Raw genomic sequence first — 18,966 nt, 5'->3', positions numbered from 1 at the left:
TCGTTGTCGTTGTCGTAATCGAGTATTCGCCATGTCGAGACCACGACAACGACAACGACCGAAGACGGTCTTGGGACTTTCGCACAGTTGCACTAGCGCATCAGTTTGCGTGACTTAAGGTCGGGCACGAGAGGTCGTTGAACTCACTGCCTATCGCCCCGACCCTTTCCTTATTCCCATCACACCGACATCCGCGGTGGCGATTCGCCGGTCGCAGACCCAGACAACTCGCATCGCCAACCCCGTGGACTGTCGCTTGAACGAGTACAGGTATCCATGGCGCTACAGAATACTGCTTCCTCGATCGTCTCTTCCCAGGAAGTCCCGGTGCTTCCATTGCGGGATGTCGTTGTCTATCCCCATATGGTGATTCCGCTCTTCGTGGGGCGCGACAAATCCATTCGAGCGCTCGACGGGGCCATGACGACCGACAAGCAGATCCTCCTGATCGCGCAGAAAAGCGCCGATGTGGACGATCCCGGCGTCAAGGATCTGTACGAAATCGGAACCTTGGCGAATATCCTGCAACTTCTCAAGCTGCCCGATGGAACCGTCAAGGTGCTGGTGGAAGGCAATCAGCGTGCGCTCATCAGCCGGTTTGTCACCACGGAAGACTCCTTTTCCGCGATTATCAAGCCCATGGACGAGACCCTGGAGGCGGACGATCGCGAGCAGGAAGTGCTGATGCGCTCGGCGATGACCCTGTTCGATCAGTATGTCAAGCTCAACAAGAAGGTGCCGCCCGAGGTGCTCACCTCGCTGGCCAGCATCGAGGACGCCGGCCGGCTCGCCGATACCATGGCCGCGCACATGGCGCTCAAGCTCGACGAGAAGCAGCGCGTTCTGGAGATGGTCGACGTGCAGGGCCGGCTCGAACATCTGATGGGCCTGATGGAGTCCGAGAATGACATCCTGCAGATGGAAAAGCGCATCCGTGGACGCGTCAAGCGTCAAATGGAGAAGAATCAGCGTGAATACTATCTGAACGAACAGATGAAGGCGATTCAGAAGGAACTTGGCGAACTGGAGGACGCGCCCAATGAGATCGAGGATCTCGCCAAGCGGATTCAGGCCGCCGGCATGCCGCGGGAAGCCAAGAACAAGGCGCAGGCCGAGCTGAACAAACTCAAGCTGATGTCGCCGATGTCAGCCGAGGCGACCGTGGTACGCAATTATATCGATACCCTGGTTGGCGTCCCCTGGAAAAAACGCACCCGGATTCACAATGACATCCAAGTCGCCGAGGCGGTTCTGGATAAGGACCACTACGGGTTGGAGCGGGTCAAGGAACGCATCCTGGAATATCTGGCGGTGCAGCAGCGCGTGCGCAAGCTGAAAGGGCCAATCCTCTGTCTGGTCGGACCGCCGGGCGTTGGCAAGACCTCGCTGGGTCAGTCCATCGCGCGCGCGACCAATCGCAAATTCGTGCGCATGTCGCTCGGCGGTGTGCGCGACGAGGCCGAGATTCGTGGTCATCGACGGACCTATATCGGCGCTCTGCCGGGCAAAATCATTCAGAATCTGTCCAAGGCGGGTTCCCGCAACGCCTTTTTCCTGCTCGACGAGATCGATAAGATGGCGATGGATTTCCGGGGCGACCCGGCATCCGCGCTGCTCGAAGTGCTGGATCCGGAACAGAATCACACCTTCGTCGACCACTATCTGGAGGTGGATTTCGATCTTTCCGAGGTGATGTTCGTGGGCACGGCCAATACCCTGAATATCCCGCCCGCGCTTCTTGATCGCATGGAAGTGATTCGACTCTCGGGCTACACGGAAGACGAGAAGGTTGCGATCGCCGAACGCTACCTGGTCCCCAAGCAGACGCAGAACAATGGCCTCAAGCCGGGCGAACTGGTGATTCGCGAAAGCGCCCTGCGCGACATCGTCCGTCATTACACGCGCGAGGCGGGGGTACGGAATCTGGAGCGCGAGATTTCCAAAATCTGCCGCAAGGTCGTGAAGGAAGTTCTGCTCAAAAAGCGGGATACGCCAACGACGGTGAGTTCCAAAACGCTCGAAAAATATCTCGGGGTCCAGCGTTTTCGCTATGGTCGTGCCGACGAGCACGATCAGGTCGGGCAGGTCACCGGACTGGCCTGGACCGAGGTGGGTGGCGAGTTGCTGCGGATCGAATCCGCGCTTGTTCCTGGCAAGGGCAAGTTCAGCTACACCGGCCAACTGGGCGATGTGATGCAGGAGTCCATCCAGGCCGCCATGACCGTGGTACGCTCGCGCGCCGACGCGCTCGGCGTGCCACCTGACTTCCACACGAACTTCGATGTGCATATCCATGTGCCCGAGGGCGCGACCCCCAAGGACGGTCCGAGCGCGGGCGTGGCCATGTGCACCGCGCTGGTTTCCGCCCTGACCAAGATCCCGGTCCGTTCGAGTGTCGCCATGACCGGCGAAATTACCCTGCGTGGAGAAGTCTTGCCGATCGGCGGTTTGAAGGAAAAATTGCTCGCCGCGCACCGCGGTGGCATCGAGACGGTGATCATCCCGCTGGAAAACGAGCGCGATCTGACTGAAATTCCGAAAAATATCAAGCAACATCTAAAAATCCATCCGGTGCGCTGGATCGATGAAGTGCTGGAACTTGCGCTCACGCAGCATCCTGAGGCGGCGGCCTTAAAGATCGACGGCGAGGATCCGGTGACCGTCGATGCCGATAGCCTGGAAACGACCGTCGACCCGGCGCGGGATCAAACGGCGCGCTTGCATCATTAAACCGCGATCGGCGGCCGTGCCGCGCTGGTTCCGCGGCGCGGCCTTTCGCAGGAGCGATCTGGCATCGATGATTGCGCGGTTTGAATCGAGCACAGGTGAAAAGTCTGTTGCCCTCGCGCCGTCTCCGCCTTAGCATGCAGCATCATTTTAGGATGCCTTGCCGGCCAGCGTTTAGGGCCAAGCCAGGTTGTCCCGCCGCCGAACGTTCGAACACTTTGTCAGTTAATAGGGGAAACCAATAAATGAATAAATCGGAACTCATCGAAAAGATGGCGGATGCCGCGGATATCTCCAAGGCCGCCGCGGCGCGTGCCCTAGACGCAATGACCGATGAGATCGCCATCGCCTTGAAGGAGGGTGGCACTGTTTCGCTGATCGGCTTTGGAACCTTTTCGATCAAGGAACGGGCAGCGCGCACCGGGCGCAACCCTCAAACCGGCGACCCCATTGAAATCAAGGCATCCAAGACGCCTTCATTTAAAGCTGGCAAAGCACTGAAGGACGCCGTACAATAGTCGCTCGCTTGAAGGGTGCTTAGCTCAGCTGGGAGAGCATCGCCCTTACAAGGCGAGGGTCGCAGGTTCGATCCCTGCAGCACCCACCAAGATTTCTGATACATCAGATTTCAGAGTCAAAATTTTGGAGCGGTAGTTCAGTTGGTTAGAATACCGGCCTGTCACGCCGGGGGTCGCGGGTTCGAGCCCCGTCCGCTCCGCCATCTCGGATAGAACGGGGGTGCCCATTGGGTGCCCCTTTCTTTTATATAAGCCCCACTCGCTATTTCTAGCTATCGCCATGCTTCAAACCATCCGGGATCGTGCTCAAGGTTGGATTGCCTGGGTCATCGTCGTGCTGATCAGCGTTCCATTCGCTCTCTGGGGGATTCAGTCCTATCTGGGGGTCGGCGGAGAGCCGATCGCGGCAAAGATCAACGGTGTGGAGATCCCCGCCCGTGATTTGGATCGGCGCGTTCAAGAGGCCAGAATCGAGCTTCGGGAGCGGCTTGGCGCTGCTTATGACCTCGCCGAGTTCACTGACAAGCAACTCCGTGCTGAGGTACTCGACGAGATGGTTCGGGAGGTGCTATTGCTGGATGCGACACGGCGCCTGGGTCTACGTGTGTCGGATCGTGAAATTCAGCTCCAGGTACTCTCTGAGTCGGCCTTCCAGAAGGATGGCCGATTCGATCAGGACTCCTATGAGCGAATTCTTGAGCTTCAGGGGATGACGCCCGCACTGTTCGAAGCGCGTCTACGCCAGCAGATGACCGGCACCCAGTTGGTCCGCGCCGTGTCCGGCAGCGAATTCGTCACTCGATCCGAACTCTCGCAGTACCAGCGCCTCGCGCAACAGAAGCGCGAATTGACCTATGCGCGCTTCCCCGTCGCCGATTTTTCGTCCACGGAGCCGATTGACGAGACCGCGATCACGGCCTACTACGAATCGAATGCGGCACGCTTTCAGACTCCCGAGCAAGTCAAACTCGACTATCTGATCCTTGACGCGAGCACGCTGTCAGGCACAGCCGAGATTGGCGAAGAGGAACTGCGCCGTCATTACGATGACGATCAGGCGCGTTTCAGTCAGCCAGAGCGCCGCAAGGTCGGCCATCTGCTGCTCAGTGTCCCGAGCGATGCGGATGAGGCCGTGGCCAACCAGGTGTTGTCCGAGATCAAGGCGGTTCGTGATCGTATCCTCGCTGGCGAATCCATGGATGAATTAGCGAAACAATTGTCCAACGATCCCGGCAGTGCCGCCAAGGGCGGTTCGCTCGGCATGATCGAGAAGGGCGTCATGGTCCCGGCCTTTGAGCAAGTCGCGTTTACGCTCCCGGTGGGAGAACTGAGCGAGCCGGTGCGGACCCAATTCGGTTATCACCTGATCCGGGTGGACGAAATCGTGCCCTCGGTGGTTAAACCGTTCGAGGAAGTTCGCGACCAATTACGCGCGGAACTCGCCAAGCAAAGCGCCGATACCCTGTTCTACGAGTTGGGCGAACGATTGGCGAATCTCGTCTACGAATCGCCGGACAGTCTGGAATCGGCCGCCGAGGAACTGGGGCTCGACATTCAGCAGAGCGACTGGATCGGTCGCGAGGGCGGCGAGGGAATTCTTGGCCAGCCCAAGGTGCTTGCCGCCGCATTCAGCAATGAGGTGCTTGTCGAGGGTAACAATAGCGACCTGATCGAGCCGGAGCGCGATTCGCTCCAGGCAATCGTGTTGCGGGTTGTCGAGCATCGCCTCGCGGCGACCAAACCGCTGGACGAGGTGCGCGAGGAGATCATCGCCGAGATCGGCAGGGAAAAAGCCCGGCTAGCCGCCCAAACGGCCGCCGAATCCGCCGTCTCGAAGTTGCGCGATGGGGCGGACTGGGCGGCGACTCTCGGGACTCTCAAGCTGGAGGAACCAGGGCTTGTGGATCGGCAGGCGACCAGCGTGCCCGCGCCGATCCTCGACACCGCCTTTACATTGCCGGCGCCGAGCGAGGGATCCATCAGTGTTGGGACGGCTGCGCTCGATCATGGCGACGCGGCGGTCGTACGACTGATCCGCGTACAGGATGGCGAGATCAAATCGGAGGAGGCCGGTCAGACGGCGCCGGAGGCATCCATGCTGTCTCAATTGATGGCGCGGCAACTCTATGCGGACATGCTGAGAGACATGGAGAGTCGTGCGAATATCGAACGAAAGGCTGTCAGTTCTGTGGAAGATCTCTGATCCCGTTGCGGATAGGCCATCTTGGCCTGTCCCGTCAGGCAGGAAGCCTGCATCGCCGACGGAGTGGCGCGCTATACCCCTCCTAATGCGGTTGAATTTCGGCTCCGTATCCGTCAACATGGGTTCGGAGTCCTTGAAGTTCATACCCTGAATGCCCCGCGCGAATCGCGCCGGTCGACAAGATCAAGGTTAGAATTTCGCGCCCCTTTTTTTCAGGCGGTGGCGAGCGTCGACACTCAGGGAGTCCCAATTCAACCGCCCCGACTTTTTCCTGCCGACTCTCGATGTCGGCTGTCCTGAGTCAGGCTGGACTTCGACGCGAACCACCTTCCGGGCGATGTCGTCATCGCAGCCCTGCGTTCTCCGATCGCCGGGCTTGGCCGTGACCGCGTCCCCAACGCTTCCAGACGAATGTGACAAGGCAGAGCATGAGCTACCATTCCATCGTAATGGTTAAACAGGTTCCCGACACGGCCAATATCTCCGGTCAGGTCATGAAGCCGGACGGGACCGTCAACCGCAGTAAACTCCCCACCATTTTCAATCCCGAGGACAAAGTCGCCCTCGAATTGGCACTACAGCTGCGGGACCGTTACGGCGGCACCGTGCGCGTGATGACCATGGGGCCCTTGAAAGCCTCGGACCTGCTGCGCGACTGTCTCTACATGGGCGCGGATGAGGCCATCCTGATCAGCGACCGCAAATTCGCCGGCGCCGACACCCTCGCGACCTCCTATGTGCTGTCCGAGGCGCTGCGTCAACTGGCACCCTACGATATCGTCTTCGCCGGCCGGCAGGCGATCGATGGCGACACCGCCCAAGTCGGTCCTCAGACCGCTGAAAAATTGGGACTGCCCCAGATCACCTATGCCGAAGCGATCCTCCAGGCGGATGGCGGGAAGATCACCGTCAAGCGCAAGGTGGACCGCGGCTTCGAGATTCTGGAAGGCACGCTGCCCCTGTTGATCACCGTGATCAAGGACGCCGCCACGCCCCGGCCCTTCATGGCCAAGCGGGTCATGGCCTACAAGAACGCCCATACCCTGCTCGAACTCGAAAAGATGATCGAAGGCAATTCGTTGCTCTATCTCGATCAGCTCAAGGATGAGTATGTCTCCAAGGGTCTGTTTATCCCCACCCTGACCGCCGACGAACTCGATGTCGATTCCGAGCGTTGCGGTCTCGGCGGGTCGCCGACCAAGGTCCACAAGATCGAGTCGGTGATCCTGGGCGGCGGCGCGCATGAAATCATTCCCCCCACCAAGGACGGCATGCACGCGCTGATCGATAAACTGATGGAAGATCACATCTTCGGATAAGCCCCTATGAGCGAAAATCAACAACAGGTCTGGGTGTTCATCGAGCAACGCGAGGGCAAGCCCGCCGATGTGAGCTTCGAGCTGCTCTCCAAGGGCCGCAAGCTGGCGGAAAGCCTGCACGGCGAGTTGAAGGCGGTGCTGATCGGTCATGACCTGCAGGCCCTGGCCGCGGAGACCTTTCGGTATGGTGCCACCGAAGTTCTGCTGGCGGATCACCCCGAACTGAAACACTACAACACGCTGCCCTACAGCCGCATCGTGAGCGAGCTGGTCGACCAGCATCAACCGCGCATCGTGCTGTTCGGCGGCACCTTCATCGGTCGGGACTTGGCGCCAAGGGTTGCCTCCCATACCCGCAGCGGATTGACCGCGGACTGCACGGATCTGCAGATCTCCGACGTGACCTATCTGCGGAAGGATTACTCCCAACTGCTCCTGCAAATTCGCCCAGCCTTCGGCGGCAACATCATCGCCACCATCATCTGCCCGGATGCCCCGGTTCAAATGGCGACGGTGCGCGAGGGGGTGATGGAAAAGATCCCGCTGGCGCAGCCGGTCGCCGGACGCATCACGCCCGTCCCTTATACGCCCGACGATGCCGACCAGCTCGTGCGTATCATCGAACAGCATCACGAAGAGAGCAAAGTCAATCTCAAGGCCGCCCCGATCATCGTCTCCGGCGGCTACGGCATGGGCAACTTTCAGAACTTCCAGATTCTCTACGATCTGGCCCATGTCATCGGGGGCGAGGTCGCCGGCACGCGCGCGGCGGTGGACGCCGGTTTCATTGATCACGTCCGGCAGGTTGGACAGACCGGGGTTACCGTGCGGCCCAAGCTCTATATCGCCTGCGGCATTTCCGGCGCGATCCAGCACCGGGCCGGCATGAGCGACTCCAACAAGATCATCGCCATCAACGACGATCCCGACGCGCCGATTTTCGGTGTCTGCCATTACGGCATCGTCGGCGATGTGATGGACGTGATTCCGAAGCTCATCGATGCCTACAAGCACAAATTAAAGTAGTCGAGCCATGGCCAACTATTTCACCGACAACACCGATCTACTCTTTCATTTCGACCGCCTGAAGCTTCAGGAGGTGGTCGACATCGCCGAGCACGGCTACACCGAGACCGCTGACTTCAACTTCGCGCCGGTCGACTACCAGGATGCCCTGGATAATTATCGCAAGGTGCTGGAGATCGTCGGCGACATCACGGCGAATAACGTGGCCCCTCAGGCCGCCGCCGTGGACGAGGAGGGGAGCCATTTCGCCGACGGCAAGGTCGCCTATGCCAAGGGCATCCAGGAGGCGCTAGGTCTGCTGACCCAGGCGGAATTGATGGGCTTCACGCTGCCCCGGCGTTATGGCGGTCTGAACATCCCCACCACCCTCTACACCATGGCGATCGAGATGGTCTCCCGTGCCGAGGCATCGCTGATGAACCTGTTCGGTTTGCAGGACATCGCCGAGACCATCAACAAATACGGCACCGAGGAGCAGCGTCAGGAGTTCCTGCCGCAGTTCGCCAGCGGCGCGGCCACGGGCGCGATGGCGCTGACCGAGCCGGACGCGGGTTCCGACCTGCAGGCCGTCAACATGCTGGCCTATCTGGACGATGACGGGCAATGGCGGCTCAAAGGCGTCAAGCGCTTCATCACCAACGGCAACGCCGAGATTCTGCTGGTCCTGGCCCGTTCCGAGCCCGGCACCAAGGATGGCCGCGGCCTGAGTCTGTTCGCCTGTTACGGCAAGGATAACGTCGTCGTGCGGCGCATCGAGAACAAGCTCGGGATCCATGGCTCGCCGACCTGCGAGTTGCAGTTCAACGATACCCCGGCGCAGCTCATCGGCAAGCGTAAGTTCGGCCTCATCAAGTACGTCATGGACATGATGAACGGTGCGCGTCTCGGCGTCGCCGCTCAGGGTCTGGGCATCTCCCAGGCGGCTTATGACGAGGCACTGCGTTACGCCAAGGCACGCGAGCAGTTCGGCAAGAGCATCTATGCGATCCCCGTGATCACCAATCTGCTCATGGACATGCGCGTGACCCTGGAGAGCGATCGCTCGCTGCTCTACGCCGCCTGCCACTGGGTCGACCTGCGCAACAAACTCGAAGAAAAGGTCGAGGAACTCAAGGCCGAGGGCAAAGATTCCAGCGCGCAGAGCGCCAAGCTCAAGGAAGCGACCCGAGTCGCCGCGCTGCTCACCCCGATGGCTAAGTACGTGTTGAGCGAGAACGCCAACCGGGTTACCTATGACGCCCTGCAGATCCATGGCGGCACGGGCTACATGAAGGAATTCAATGTCGAGCGACTGACCCGCGACGCGCGCATCACCAACATCTACGAGGGCACCTCGCAACTCCAGATCGTCGCCGCCACCGGCGGGGTGATCAACGACATCTTCGCCGAGGAGTTCACCGCCCGCGAGCAAAAGGAGACGTCCGGCAGTCTGGCGCGTCTGGCCGATGAACTGAAGGAAATGCGGGTGCTGTTCCTGGACGCGCTGAAGTATGTCACCGACAAGACCGACAAGCATTTCCAGAGCATCGCCGCCAAGGAATTGGTGGAGATCTATTCCTATCTGTACACCGGCTGGCTGCTGATGGACGAGGCTGAAGAGGATAGCCGCAAGGTCTTCATCGCCCGCCGCTATATCATCGGCGCGTCAGCCAAGGCACGCCGGAATTGGGACGTGATCAAGAAAGATCAGTTCGCCGACCTGCTCCACGCCGACGAAATTCTGATCTGACTCAGGATGGCCGGGAGGCGCGGCGCCGGTTGGTGTCTGGCGTCTCCCGGTGGTTTGTTTGTCTGCGCAAACATCTCACCGCTTCATCGGAATCACGGTCGGCCATGAGCCGTCGGTGCCGAAGAGACTGGGTACGACCGGAACAAGCGGGGAACGAAAAGGAGGCGGATCTGCTCCCTATTGAAGATCCCTGGGATCCGCGGATAGCCGAGCCAGGAAAGGTCAAACTCCTACGGTCACCCCTTGGCAAAGCCGGGGAATTTCTCATCTTAATTAAGGAGAGAAACAACAGGCGATTCCAGCGCAGATAGGGTCACTGCGCTACTTGGACATCGCACGCGCGAGACCGGGCAGATGTTCACTCCCGAAGCATTTGAGCAGTTCTGGCGCCTGACCCAGGGTCAAACCTGGCTGGTCAACGCCCTTGCGTAAGATGCCTGTTTTGAGGTTCCGCGATGGCCGTCGCGTCCGTTCGATCCGGCAATGATCGACGATGTCAAGTAGAATTTGATCCTGCAGCCGAGTCACCCATCTCGACCAACTCGCCGACAATCAACACGAGCATAGACCGCTTTTTAGAAAGACTTGGCTCAAATTTGTCTCAGGATCGAGACTTGGCGGGAGAGAAAAGGAAAGGGTATTTTTCTAAGTCACTGTTTTAATTGGCGGAGAGGGAGGGATTCGAACCCCCGGACCCTTGCGAGTCAACGGTTTTCAAGACCGCCGCTTTCGACCGCTCAGCCACCTCTCCGGACATTGCGAAAACTCAAGGGAAACCCTTGGCTCCATCCAAATCGCCCACATTTTCAAGCGCAGTATCATACCGCACGCCGAGACTTTGCCCAACATCAATGATGTCTTGCGCCGGCTAAATCATCAGGTATGCTTTTGGAACCGTACCCGTATCGCCGGGTCTTATACTCGGTCACCGCCCAATCGTTATCCGCTCAAACCAAACGAGGAATGAACCACATGGCTAATCCAGGCATTTCAGTCGTCCGTGACGCCCAAGGGGTGATCTCGGCCAATAAAGTCCTCAAAAACACCTATCTGCTGCTGTCCGCGACGCTGGGATTCAGCGCGCTGACCGCCATGTTGTCCATCGCGCTGGCGATGCCGGCGTGGACCTATCTGGCGTCCGTGATCGTTGCGATGGTGCTCGGGATTTTCGTCCTCCCCAGAACCGCGAATTCCGCTTCGGGCATCGGGGTGATTTTCCTGGTCACCGGTCTGCTTGGCTTTGGGCTCGGCGCCATTCTGACCCAGTATCTGGCCCTGCCGAACGGACCGCAAACCGTCGGCCTCGCCTTTGGCGGAACCGCGGCGATCTTCCTGGGTCTGTCCGGTTATGCCCTGACCAGCAAGCGTGATTTCAGCTTCATGGGCGGCTTCATCTTCGCCGGCATGATGGTGGTGATGATCGCGATCATCGCCAACCTCTTCCTGCAGATACCCGCGCTGTCGCTGGCCATCTCCTCTGCCATTATTCTACTGATGAGCGGCTTCATCCTGTTCGACACAGGTCGGATCGCGCGGGGCGAGGAAACCAACTACATCATGGCCACCTATGGCATCTACCTGAGCATCTTCAACATCTTCATCAGTCTGTTGCAGATTCTCGGCATCATGGGCGGCGACGACTGAACGATGACGGACGCATGACCTCAAAACCCCGGCCCCGCGCCGGGGTTTTTGCTTCAAACATCCGATCGTGACTGGAGGACAGCATGGAATTGTTCCTGAAGATCGCGGCCGCCGCCCTGCTGGTTTTGATGCTTTTCTACCTCTGGCCCGTCTACAAGCAGTGGCAGGAGAGTGGTCCCAAGGCCCAGAAAGGCGACTGGCAGGCGGCTATCCTGCCGCTCGGCGCCGTGGTTCTGTTTGTCATCGTGTTGATCATGGCCGTGCGGTGAGATTGGCCAAGCGTTCAATCAGCGTCCGCGCGCAAAGAGCCGATCCAACTCGGCGTGACTGACCTGGATCCAGGTCGGACGGCCGTGGTTGCACTGATCGATCCGCTCGGACGTTTCCATCTCGCGCAGCAGTGCATTCATTTCATCCAGCGTCAGGCGGCGATTGGCCCGCACGGCGCCATGACAGGCCATGGTCGCCAGCACGCTGTCGATCGCCTCGTCGATACGCCCGCTGCGGCCGTGCTCGGCCAGATCCGCTAGCAGATCCCGTACCAGACGTTCGATGTCGGCTTGCCGCAACAGGGCCGGAACCTCTCGCACAACCAGGCTGTCCACGCCGAGGCGATCGATCGCCAGACCGAGACGGTCGAGTACCGGTGACTGGCTCTCCAGCAATTCGGCCTCGTGAGGACTGACCTGCACGGTCAAGGGCAGGAGCAGGGGCTGGCGGATCAGGCGCCCATCCTTCCAGGCGGTCTTGAGCCGCTCGTAACCAATGCGTTCATGAGCGGCGTGAATATCCACGATGATGAGTCCATCGGTTGACTGCGCGAGCAGATAGACGCCGTTGAGCTGCGCCAGCGCATAGCCGAGCGGCGGGATGTCGGGGTCGCCATTTTGGACAGGCGTTTCGGTGTTGGGGAAGCCAGCGTCGGACAGCGGTCGCTGAAAGGCTTGATCGGCCCGATAGCGCCCGCGCGCATCGCCAATGCCAAGCGACAGCGTCGACGGGCGCGATGGCCGGGAGGCCGCGGCATCTCGCTCGCGCTCCACTGCCGGCGGCGGCGACTCACGGGAGATTCCGGCGGAGACAGGCGACGCGCCCAGGGTTCCCTGTGACAGACGTCGTTGCAGCGACCGGAAAAGGAAGTCATGCACCTGCCGGCCCTCACGAAAACGCACCTCGTGCTTGGCCGGATGGACGTTGACATCGACCATTCGCAACGGGATCTCCAGAAAGAGCACATAGGCCGGATGGCGGCCATGATGCAGCACGTCGCTGAATGCCTGGCGCACGGCATGGGTCACCAGTTTGTCGCGGACCATGCGCCCGTTGACATAGAAAAACTGCTGATCGGCCTGACTGCGCGAAAAGGCTGGACGCATGACCCATCCATGCAGCCGCAGATCCACCGCCGACTCGTCGAGCGCCAGCGACTGGGCGGAAAAGCCGTTGCCCAGGAGTCGGTCCAGGCGATTCAGGACGCCTGCGTCGTTCCCGTTGGCCGCGGCGAGGTCGAGCGCCGGCCGGCCGTTATGGCGTAACTGGAATCCGATGTCGGGTCGCGCCAGAGCAATGCGGCGGACGACCTGTTCCAGATGACCGAACTCGGTCTTGTCGCTGCGCAGAAATTTGCGGCGCGCGGGCGTATTGAAAAAAAGATCGCGGAGATCGACGCTCGTCCCCACCGGATGGGCGGCGGGACGTGGCTCCTCGACCTGCCCGTCGGCGCCGACCGTAACCTCCCAGGCGCGGCCATCGTCATCTGCCGCGACCTCGGAAAGCGCGGTCCGGGAGGTCAGGGTCAGACGACTCACGGAGGCGATGCTGGGCAACGCCTCGCCCCGAAAACCGAGCGTGGCGACCGCTTCCAGATCCGCCAGATCCGCGACCTTGCTGGTGGCGTGACGCGCGAGCGCCAGGGCGAGCTGATCGCGCGGAATGCCGCGACCATCGTCGCGTACCCGCAGACGCTTGACCCCGCTCTGCTCCACCTCGATCTCGATGCGTCCGCAGCCCGCGTCCAGGCTGTTCTCGATCAACTCCTTGACCACGGAGGCAGGACGCTCGACCACTTCGCCGGCAGCGATCTGGTTGACGAGATGACTGGGAAGGAGACGAATCGGACTGGGCATGAAACCGATGAAAACAGACCCAACGGTGTGCGGCATGCTCGCTCAGGAATCCGCGGGAATCGCGAGAACCTGCCCGGCGCGAATGATGTCGCCTTCCTCAAGTCCATTTTCCGCCTTCAGCGAGGGCAGGCTGACCCGATGGCGCTTGGCGATCCCGGACAGGGTATCTCCCGAGTTGACGACATACTCGCGGGTCGCGCTGGGGCGACTGCTCGCCGATGCCTGGATCACCAGCGCCTTTGCGCTGGCTGAAGTCGCAGGACCAGCCGTTGAGGGAGCGACTGCTGCCGCGGCCTGGACTCCCCGTGGCGGGAATTTTTTGAGGTACGCCTTAACGCCTGCGAAAATGGCTTGGGCGAGCCGCTGCTGATGGGCATTGCTCTTTAATCGCTTTTCCTCGTTCGCGTTTGAAATAAACGCCGTTTCGACCAGCAACGACGGGATATCCGGTGATTTCAGCACCACGAAACCGGCCCGCTGGACGTCTTTCCTGTGCATATCACCGACCGCACCCAGATAGGAAAGCACCGCGCTGGCCACCTCGGTGCTGTGCTCGATGGTGGCATTTTGAGTCATGTCCAGGAGCACGGTCGCGAGTAGATCGTCGCTGGCCGAGATGTCGACACCGCCGACCAGATCGGCGCTGTTCTCCCGATCGGCCAGCCACATGGCCGCCTCGCTGCTCGCGCCGACATTGGACAGGGTATAGACGGAAGAACCATGCGCATCGGTATTGTTAAAGGCATCGGCATGAATCGAGATGAAAATGTCCGCCGTGTGCTCACGCGCCTTCAGGATGCGTTGACGAAGGCCGATAAATTCGTCGCCATCGCGGATCATCAGTGCGCGCATCCCCGGCTCTTTCTCGACCAGGCTGGCGAGCTTACGGGCAATCGCCAGGGTGACATCCTTCTCGCGGGTTCCCGAGGGTCCGATCGCGCCCGGATCCGCTCCGCCATGTCCCGCATCAATGGCGATGACAGCGGTCCGTAACACCCCCTTCTTTGGCGGTGTCGGAGAGTTTTCCAGGTCCGTCGCCGTGGGATCCGGCCGGTGCTCGCTGGATAAAGGGGCGTTTGCCTTGCGGATCAGGTCGACGATCAGTTGATGCCCGCGGCCATCCGCGGAGGGCACCGAAAAGCTTTTGATCCGAACCCCGTGCCTGAGATCGAGAACGATGCGTAGATCCCCCTGATTGCGTATTCCGCTGCGCAATCCGATCAGAGTTGGATTTTTCGTCGTGGCTTGAGGTAACTGACCGATCATTCGGGCGTTCGCAATATCGACCACCACGCGATCCGGGCCGTCCAGGGTAAAGACCTGATGCGAAACCGAAGCCGAAGTATCGAGAATCAGACGCGTCTTTTCGGCGTCGGTCGAGACGCCAGCATATTCCACCGATACCTGTGATCCCGCGACAGGCAAAGAGAGCAGTAGCAGAAGAAGTAAGATGAGCCTGTTCAAGGTGCCGTCTTTCCTAAACTCGTTTTCAGGGTTTATCGCCAATTTGCAACCGCTGTCACGCGCCGGCATTCTCCGCTTCGAGCAACGCTGCGATGATTGAGCGACCTTCCGTTGTCCCGCCCGACAGCGTCAGACGGCGTCCCTCGGCAAGATACTCGATCATGATCCGCAGATCGGCCGCCGGCAACATCCCGGCACCGCGATCCGGCCATTCGATCACCCAGCGCGCGTCCTCGCCCATGAGATCCCGCAGTCCGAGGTATTCCAACTCCTCCGGATCCGCCAGACGATAGAGATCCAGATGATAGAGCGGTCCGCTCGGCACCTGATACGGCTCGATCAGGGTATAGGTCGGACTCCGCACAGTGCCGCGATGGCCGAGCCCACGCAAGATGCCTCGTGTCAGAGTGGTCTTGCCGGTGCCAAGATCACCTTCAAGATAGATCACGCAGGCCGGTGGCAGCAAGGCGGCGAGATGCTCGCCAAACGCAAGCTGGGCCTCCGGATCTTTTAAGCGAATCTGCATTCGTCCTCTCCCACACCATTGGCGACCGCCCGCAAGGCGGACACGATGTCGCCGGCGATCAGTCCGCGCTCGCCCTGCCGCGCCGCGCGATCTCCCGCGGCCGCGTGCAGACAGACACCAGCGCAAGCAGCGTCTTCCGCGTCCAGCCCCTGGCCGCGCAAGGCCGCGATCACGCCGGTCAAGACATCGCCCGAACCTGCTGTCGCCATCCCGGGATTGCCGTCGCTACAGACCGCCGGCGGTCGCTGCGAATCGCCCTGAATCAGGGTACCGGCCCCCTTGAGCACCGCCACGCCGCCGAAGCGCCGCTGAAGTTCGCGGGCGGCGCGCGGACGATCCTGTTCCACCTCCGACACGCGGACCCCAAGCAGCCGGGCGGCCTCGCCGGGGTGCGGCGTCAACACCCAATCCGATCCCATCGAAGGCGTCTCAGCAAGCAGATTGAGCGCGTCGGCATCGACCACCAGCGGCTTCGCGCTGTCTTGCGCACATTGCCAAAGCCGTCTGCTCCAAGCCGTGCGACCCAATCCAGGTCCGATCGCGACCGCATCCGCCCGCGCGATCAAGGGTTCCAGCGTTTCCGGCCCGGTCACGGTGCTCACCATCAGCTCCGGACGGTTCAGGTTGAGCCAGGCCGCATGAGCGGGATGCGTAGCAACCGTGACCCGTCCTGCGCCAGCGCGCAGCGCGGCCTCTCCCGCCAGACGGGCGGCGCCGGACATTCCGGGGGCGCCGCCAATGACCAGCACATGCCCGCAGTCGCCCTTGTGCGCCGTGCGCGGACGAGGTCCGAGCGAGCACGCTTGCTGGTCCCAGTCGATGCGACGCAGCGAGAGAATCTCGCGCGCATAGACCGCGGCCGGGATGTCCAGCGCGCTGAAATGCACGTCGCCGCGACAGTCCGGCCCGTCACCGAGGAACAGTCCCTGCTTGAGACCGATGAAGCTGACCGTCGCCGAGGCGCGCACCGCCACGCCCAGTGCAAGGCCGGTATCGGCCTGCAGCCCCGAGGGGAGATCGAGTGCGAGCACGGGCGCCCGTTGGTCGTTGATGGCCTGGATCGCCTCCGCCCAGAGGCCCTCGACCGGGCGCTCCAAGCCCGTCCCAAGCAAGGCATCGACGATCAGATCGGCATCGCGCGGCAATCCCCGATACGCTTCCGGAACGCCACCTGCGGCACGATACGCCGCACAACTCTCGGCGGCCTCCCCGCGCAGACGCGCCGTCTCGCCCAGTTGCAGCACACGCACCGACAGACCATCGGCGAGTGCCAGGCGGGCGACGACAAAACCGTCGCCGCCATTGTTGCCGATACCCGCCAGGATGGTCAGCCGCCGCGCTGCCGGCCAGCGGGCGCGGAGAATCCGATAGGCGACGGCCCCGGCGCGGTTCATCAATTCGATGCCGGGGATCCCATACTCCTCGATCGCGAGACGATCCAGGTGACGTACCTGCTCGGCGCGATAGAGCGCATGAGGAAGGCGATTCCTGTCTGGCATCAAGCGTATCATCCGGTCAAGCACTCCAATTGTCGGTCTCGCATGTCAATAAGGTCGCCTGAATCAGGCCGCGCTCAAGCGCCGGATCAAACGTGAAATCGTCCAGCATCAACGTCCCTTTTTATCCCCGCCACCTTGCCGATTCAGACGATTCGGTTCGGACACTGGCGAATCGCATCAAGATCTGGGGTCGGCAATTGGGATTCCAGCAGGTCGGCATGACCGACACCCATCTTGAACAAGCCGAGTCGCATCTGCTCGCCTGGCTCGACGCCGGATATCAGGGCGACATGGAGTATATGAGACGACACGGCGTCCGGCGCTCGCGCCCAGCGGAGTTGATTCCAGGAACCTTGAGCGTCATTTCGGCGCGGATGGATTATCTTGCCGAGCCGCCCGGAGCGATGCGACATTCGCTGGACGATCCGGGGAGCGCCTTCATTTCCCGCTATGCGCTGGGACGAGATTATCACAAGGTTCTGAGACAACGGTTGCAACGCCTCGCGGAGCGGATCCAGACGGACATCGGCCCCTTCGGTTATCGGGTATTCGTCGATTCGGCGCCCGTGCTGGAAAAGCCATTGGCCGCAAAGGCCGGGCTGGGCTGGATCGGGAAACACACCAACCTGATCCATCCGCGCGCCGGATCCTGGTTTTTTATCGGCGAGATCTACACCGACCTGCCGCTCCCCAGCGATGCGCCGATCCAGAATCATTGCGGCCGTTGTCATGCCTGTCTGGACATCTGCCCGACGCGGGCCATCGTGGCACCGTATCAATTAGACGCACGACGCTGCATCTCTTACCTGACCATTGAACATCGAGGCAGTATCCCGGAGGCACTGCGCCCGCTGATCGGAAACCGGATTTATGGCTGCGACGACTGCCAACTCGTCTGTCCCTGGAATCGCTTTGCAACGCTCACGGCCGAGACGGATTTTTGTCCCCGTCACGGCCTGGAGACCGCGACCCTGATCGAACTCTTCGCCTGGGACGAGACGACCTTCCTGCAACGCACCGAGGGCTCCGCGATTCGTCGGATCGGCCATGCCCAATGGCTTCGCAACCTGGCCGTTGCCCTCGGTAATGCGCCGAACGCTCCCGAGGCGAAAAACGCGCTCCGCTTACAGGTCAATCATCCGAATCCGCTCGTGCAGGAGCATGTTCAATGGGGACTTAGCCAGCGCAATGAATGATTCCAGGCAATGGCCGATCGACCGTCGCCGCGATCAATGCGGTTGGATCGCATCCATGTCGGGGAAGATGGGATGCAACCAGCGTGTTTCGGCGACACGTTTTTTGATGTAAGCAAGTTGCCCGGCGTTGAGATCCGTTTTCCACTTCGGCGCTTTCTCATCGACCTGTCTGAAAACGTTCTTGGTTTCGCTGCCAATCACATGGATTTTAGCCATGTCCATCCATTGTTCGACGGAGCCTTCTCGTTCCGGCAATCCCATGAATCGATAGATTTCCTGAAGCAGTTGTTCCGGCTTTTTCGTCAGTTCCTCAAAGGTAACCAGCAGATAGTTTTCCGGGCCCAGAATCTCTCGATAGTCGTGGGCGCTCGCGTTGTATCGGAACCAACCGTTGACAATGCCATGATCGCGACGTTTTTTTCGCTTTAGGAACGAATGAAGATAAGCATTGGGGTTTTTAATCAGATGAACGACCTTGGTCTCCGGAAAAATCGTGCGCAATAATTCCAGTCTTAAGAGGGTTTTGCAACCGTCGAAGTAATGGCTGTAATCACCGGTTTTCGCTAACGCGGCCATGAAACTTTTATTTTCATGATAATAATCGGAGAGTAGCCGCAATCTCGCCGAATCGGGTAACGCCCGGAAGACAGGAACCCAAGCCGCCTTTCTGGAGAGAATAACCGCGCTCCTATTGGTGCGCAGAACATCGAAAATAGGCGTTGGATTGGATGTTATCCAGTTAAAGTCAGCCCCTGAAGTCCGCATCTTGTTTTCAATTTCAATCCGCACCGGACAGGTGCGCGAGGGACGCGCGCCGCAGGTGCAGCGCGTATCGTCAGGATGGAGGAATTGATAATTATAGGTGTCGCCAAACCCGATCACATTCGGATGTGAACAGACCAGCATGCTTAACAGCGTTGAGCCAGAATACGACGATGACAAAAGCGCGACGTTTTTCATAATCGAAAAAATCCTATAGGCGCAAACGT

Annotated in this window: 14 protein-coding genes and 3 tRNA genes; 11 read left to right on the top strand and 6 right to left on the bottom strand. The window is 60.3% G+C overall.

What is annotated here, in order from left to right; all coding sequences use genetic code 11:
* The first annotated feature begins 276 nt into the window (after positions 1-276).
* The 8 genes from lon (at position 277) to CCR95_RS09295 (ending at position 9,522) form a co-directional block, all read left to right on the top strand.
* Positions 277-2,730 carry an endopeptidase La gene (lon, locus tag CCR95_RS09330; RefSeq protein ID WP_201093758.1) on the top strand — a complete coding sequence of 818 codons (2,454 nt, stop codon included), beginning with the start codon at positions 277-279 and terminating at the stop codon, positions 2,728-2,730.
* Positions 2,731-2,972: 242 nt separating this feature from the next.
* On the top strand, positions 2,973-3,245 hold the full coding sequence (locus CCR95_RS09325) for an HU family DNA-binding protein (protein WP_201093757.1): 273 nt from the start codon (positions 2,973-2,975) through the stop codon (positions 3,243-3,245).
* Between the two features lie 13 nt (positions 3,246-3,258).
* Positions 3,259-3,334, top strand: a tRNA-Val gene (locus CCR95_RS09320).
* 37 nt (positions 3,335-3,371) lie between these two features.
* A tRNA-Asp gene (locus CCR95_RS09315) sits at positions 3,372-3,448 on the top strand.
* A gap of 77 nt (positions 3,449-3,525) precedes the next feature.
* Positions 3,526-5,448, top strand: a complete 1,923-nt coding sequence (locus tag CCR95_RS09310) for a SurA N-terminal domain-containing protein (RefSeq protein WP_201093756.1) — start codon at positions 3,526-3,528, stop codon at positions 5,446-5,448.
* Between the two features lie 428 nt (positions 5,449-5,876).
* Complete coding sequence (locus CCR95_RS09305) at positions 5,877-6,767, top strand: electron transfer flavoprotein subunit beta/FixA family protein (RefSeq protein ID WP_201093755.1); 891 nt, start codon at positions 5,877-5,879, stop codon at positions 6,765-6,767.
* A 6-nt stretch (positions 6,768-6,773) separates the two neighbouring features.
* Positions 6,774-7,793, top strand: coding sequence for an electron transfer flavoprotein subunit alpha/FixB family protein (locus CCR95_RS09300; protein WP_201093753.1), 1,020 nt, complete (start codon positions 6,774-6,776; stop codon positions 7,791-7,793).
* A gap of 7 nt (positions 7,794-7,800) precedes the next feature.
* A complete protein-coding gene (locus CCR95_RS09295; protein ID WP_201093751.1) occupies positions 7,801-9,522 on the top strand; it encodes an acyl-CoA dehydrogenase family protein in 1,722 nt (573 codons plus the stop codon).
* A 663-nt stretch (positions 9,523-10,185) separates the two neighbouring features.
* Here CCR95_RS09295 and CCR95_RS09290 read toward each other — a convergent pair.
* Positions 10,186-10,273 (bottom strand) — tRNA-Ser (locus tag CCR95_RS09290).
* Between the two features lie 221 nt (positions 10,274-10,494).
* Between CCR95_RS09290 and CCR95_RS09285 the strand changes: the two genes are divergently transcribed.
* Together CCR95_RS09285 and CCR95_RS09280 are read left to right on the top strand one after the other, a co-directional pair.
* Positions 10,495-11,166 carry a Bax inhibitor-1/YccA family protein gene (locus CCR95_RS09285; protein WP_201093749.1) on the top strand — a complete coding sequence of 224 codons (672 nt, stop codon included), beginning with the start codon at positions 10,495-10,497 and terminating at the stop codon, positions 11,164-11,166.
* A gap of 83 nt (positions 11,167-11,249) precedes the next feature.
* Entirely contained in the window at positions 11,250-11,435 is a 186-nt protein-coding gene (locus tag CCR95_RS09280) for a hypothetical protein (protein ID WP_201093747.1), read from the top strand.
* A gap of 18 nt (positions 11,436-11,453) precedes the next feature.
* On the opposite strand, the gene mutL is transcribed toward CCR95_RS09280, so the two are convergent.
* From mutL to CCR95_RS09260, 4 genes are read right to left on the bottom strand one after another with little or no spacing between them, the layout of a single operon-like run.
* Positions 11,454-13,328 carry a DNA mismatch repair endonuclease MutL gene (gene mutL, locus CCR95_RS09275; protein ID WP_242523146.1) on the bottom strand — a complete coding sequence of 625 codons (1,875 nt, stop codon included), beginning with the start codon at positions 13,326-13,328 and terminating at the stop codon, positions 11,454-11,456.
* A 6-nt stretch (positions 13,329-13,334) separates the two neighbouring features.
* The gene (locus tag CCR95_RS09270; RefSeq protein WP_201093746.1) at positions 13,335-14,756 is read right to left on the bottom strand and encodes an N-acetylmuramoyl-L-alanine amidase; all 1,422 of its coding nucleotides are present in this window, start codon (positions 14,754-14,756) and stop codon (positions 13,335-13,337) included.
* A 55-nt stretch (positions 14,757-14,811) separates the two neighbouring features.
* On the bottom strand, positions 14,812-15,282 hold the full coding sequence (gene tsaE / locus CCR95_RS09265) for a tRNA (adenosine(37)-N6)-threonylcarbamoyltransferase complex ATPase subunit type 1 TsaE (RefSeq protein ID WP_201093745.1): 471 nt from the start codon (positions 15,280-15,282) through the stop codon (positions 14,812-14,814).
* A complete protein-coding gene (locus CCR95_RS09260) occupies positions 15,267-16,781 on the bottom strand; it encodes an NAD(P)H-hydrate dehydratase (RefSeq protein ID WP_242523145.1) in 1,515 nt (504 codons plus the stop codon). The genes tsaE and CCR95_RS09260 overlap by 16 nt, the downstream gene beginning before the upstream one ends.
* 107 nt (positions 16,782-16,888) lie before the next feature.
* Here CCR95_RS09260 and queG point away from each other — a divergent pair, with 107 nt between their 5' ends.
* Positions 16,889-17,977: a tRNA epoxyqueuosine(34) reductase QueG gene (gene queG, locus CCR95_RS09255; RefSeq protein WP_201093795.1), complete on the top strand. Its 1,089-nt coding sequence runs from the start codon at positions 16,889-16,891 to the stop codon at positions 17,975-17,977.
* A 33-nt stretch (positions 17,978-18,010) separates the two neighbouring features.
* On the opposite strand, the gene CCR95_RS09250 is transcribed toward queG, so the two are convergent.
* On the bottom strand, positions 18,011-18,937 hold the full coding sequence (locus CCR95_RS09250; RefSeq protein ID WP_201093739.1) for a sulfotransferase: 927 nt from the start codon (positions 18,935-18,937) through the stop codon (positions 18,011-18,013).
* Between the last annotated feature and the right edge of the window lie 29 nt (positions 18,938-18,966).

It is taken from the genome of Thiocystis minor (assembly GCF_016653465.1).
GTDB lineage: Bacteria > Pseudomonadota > Gammaproteobacteria > Chromatiales > Chromatiaceae > Chromatium > Chromatium minus.
This window is presented reverse-complemented; position numbering and strand designations above follow the sequence as displayed.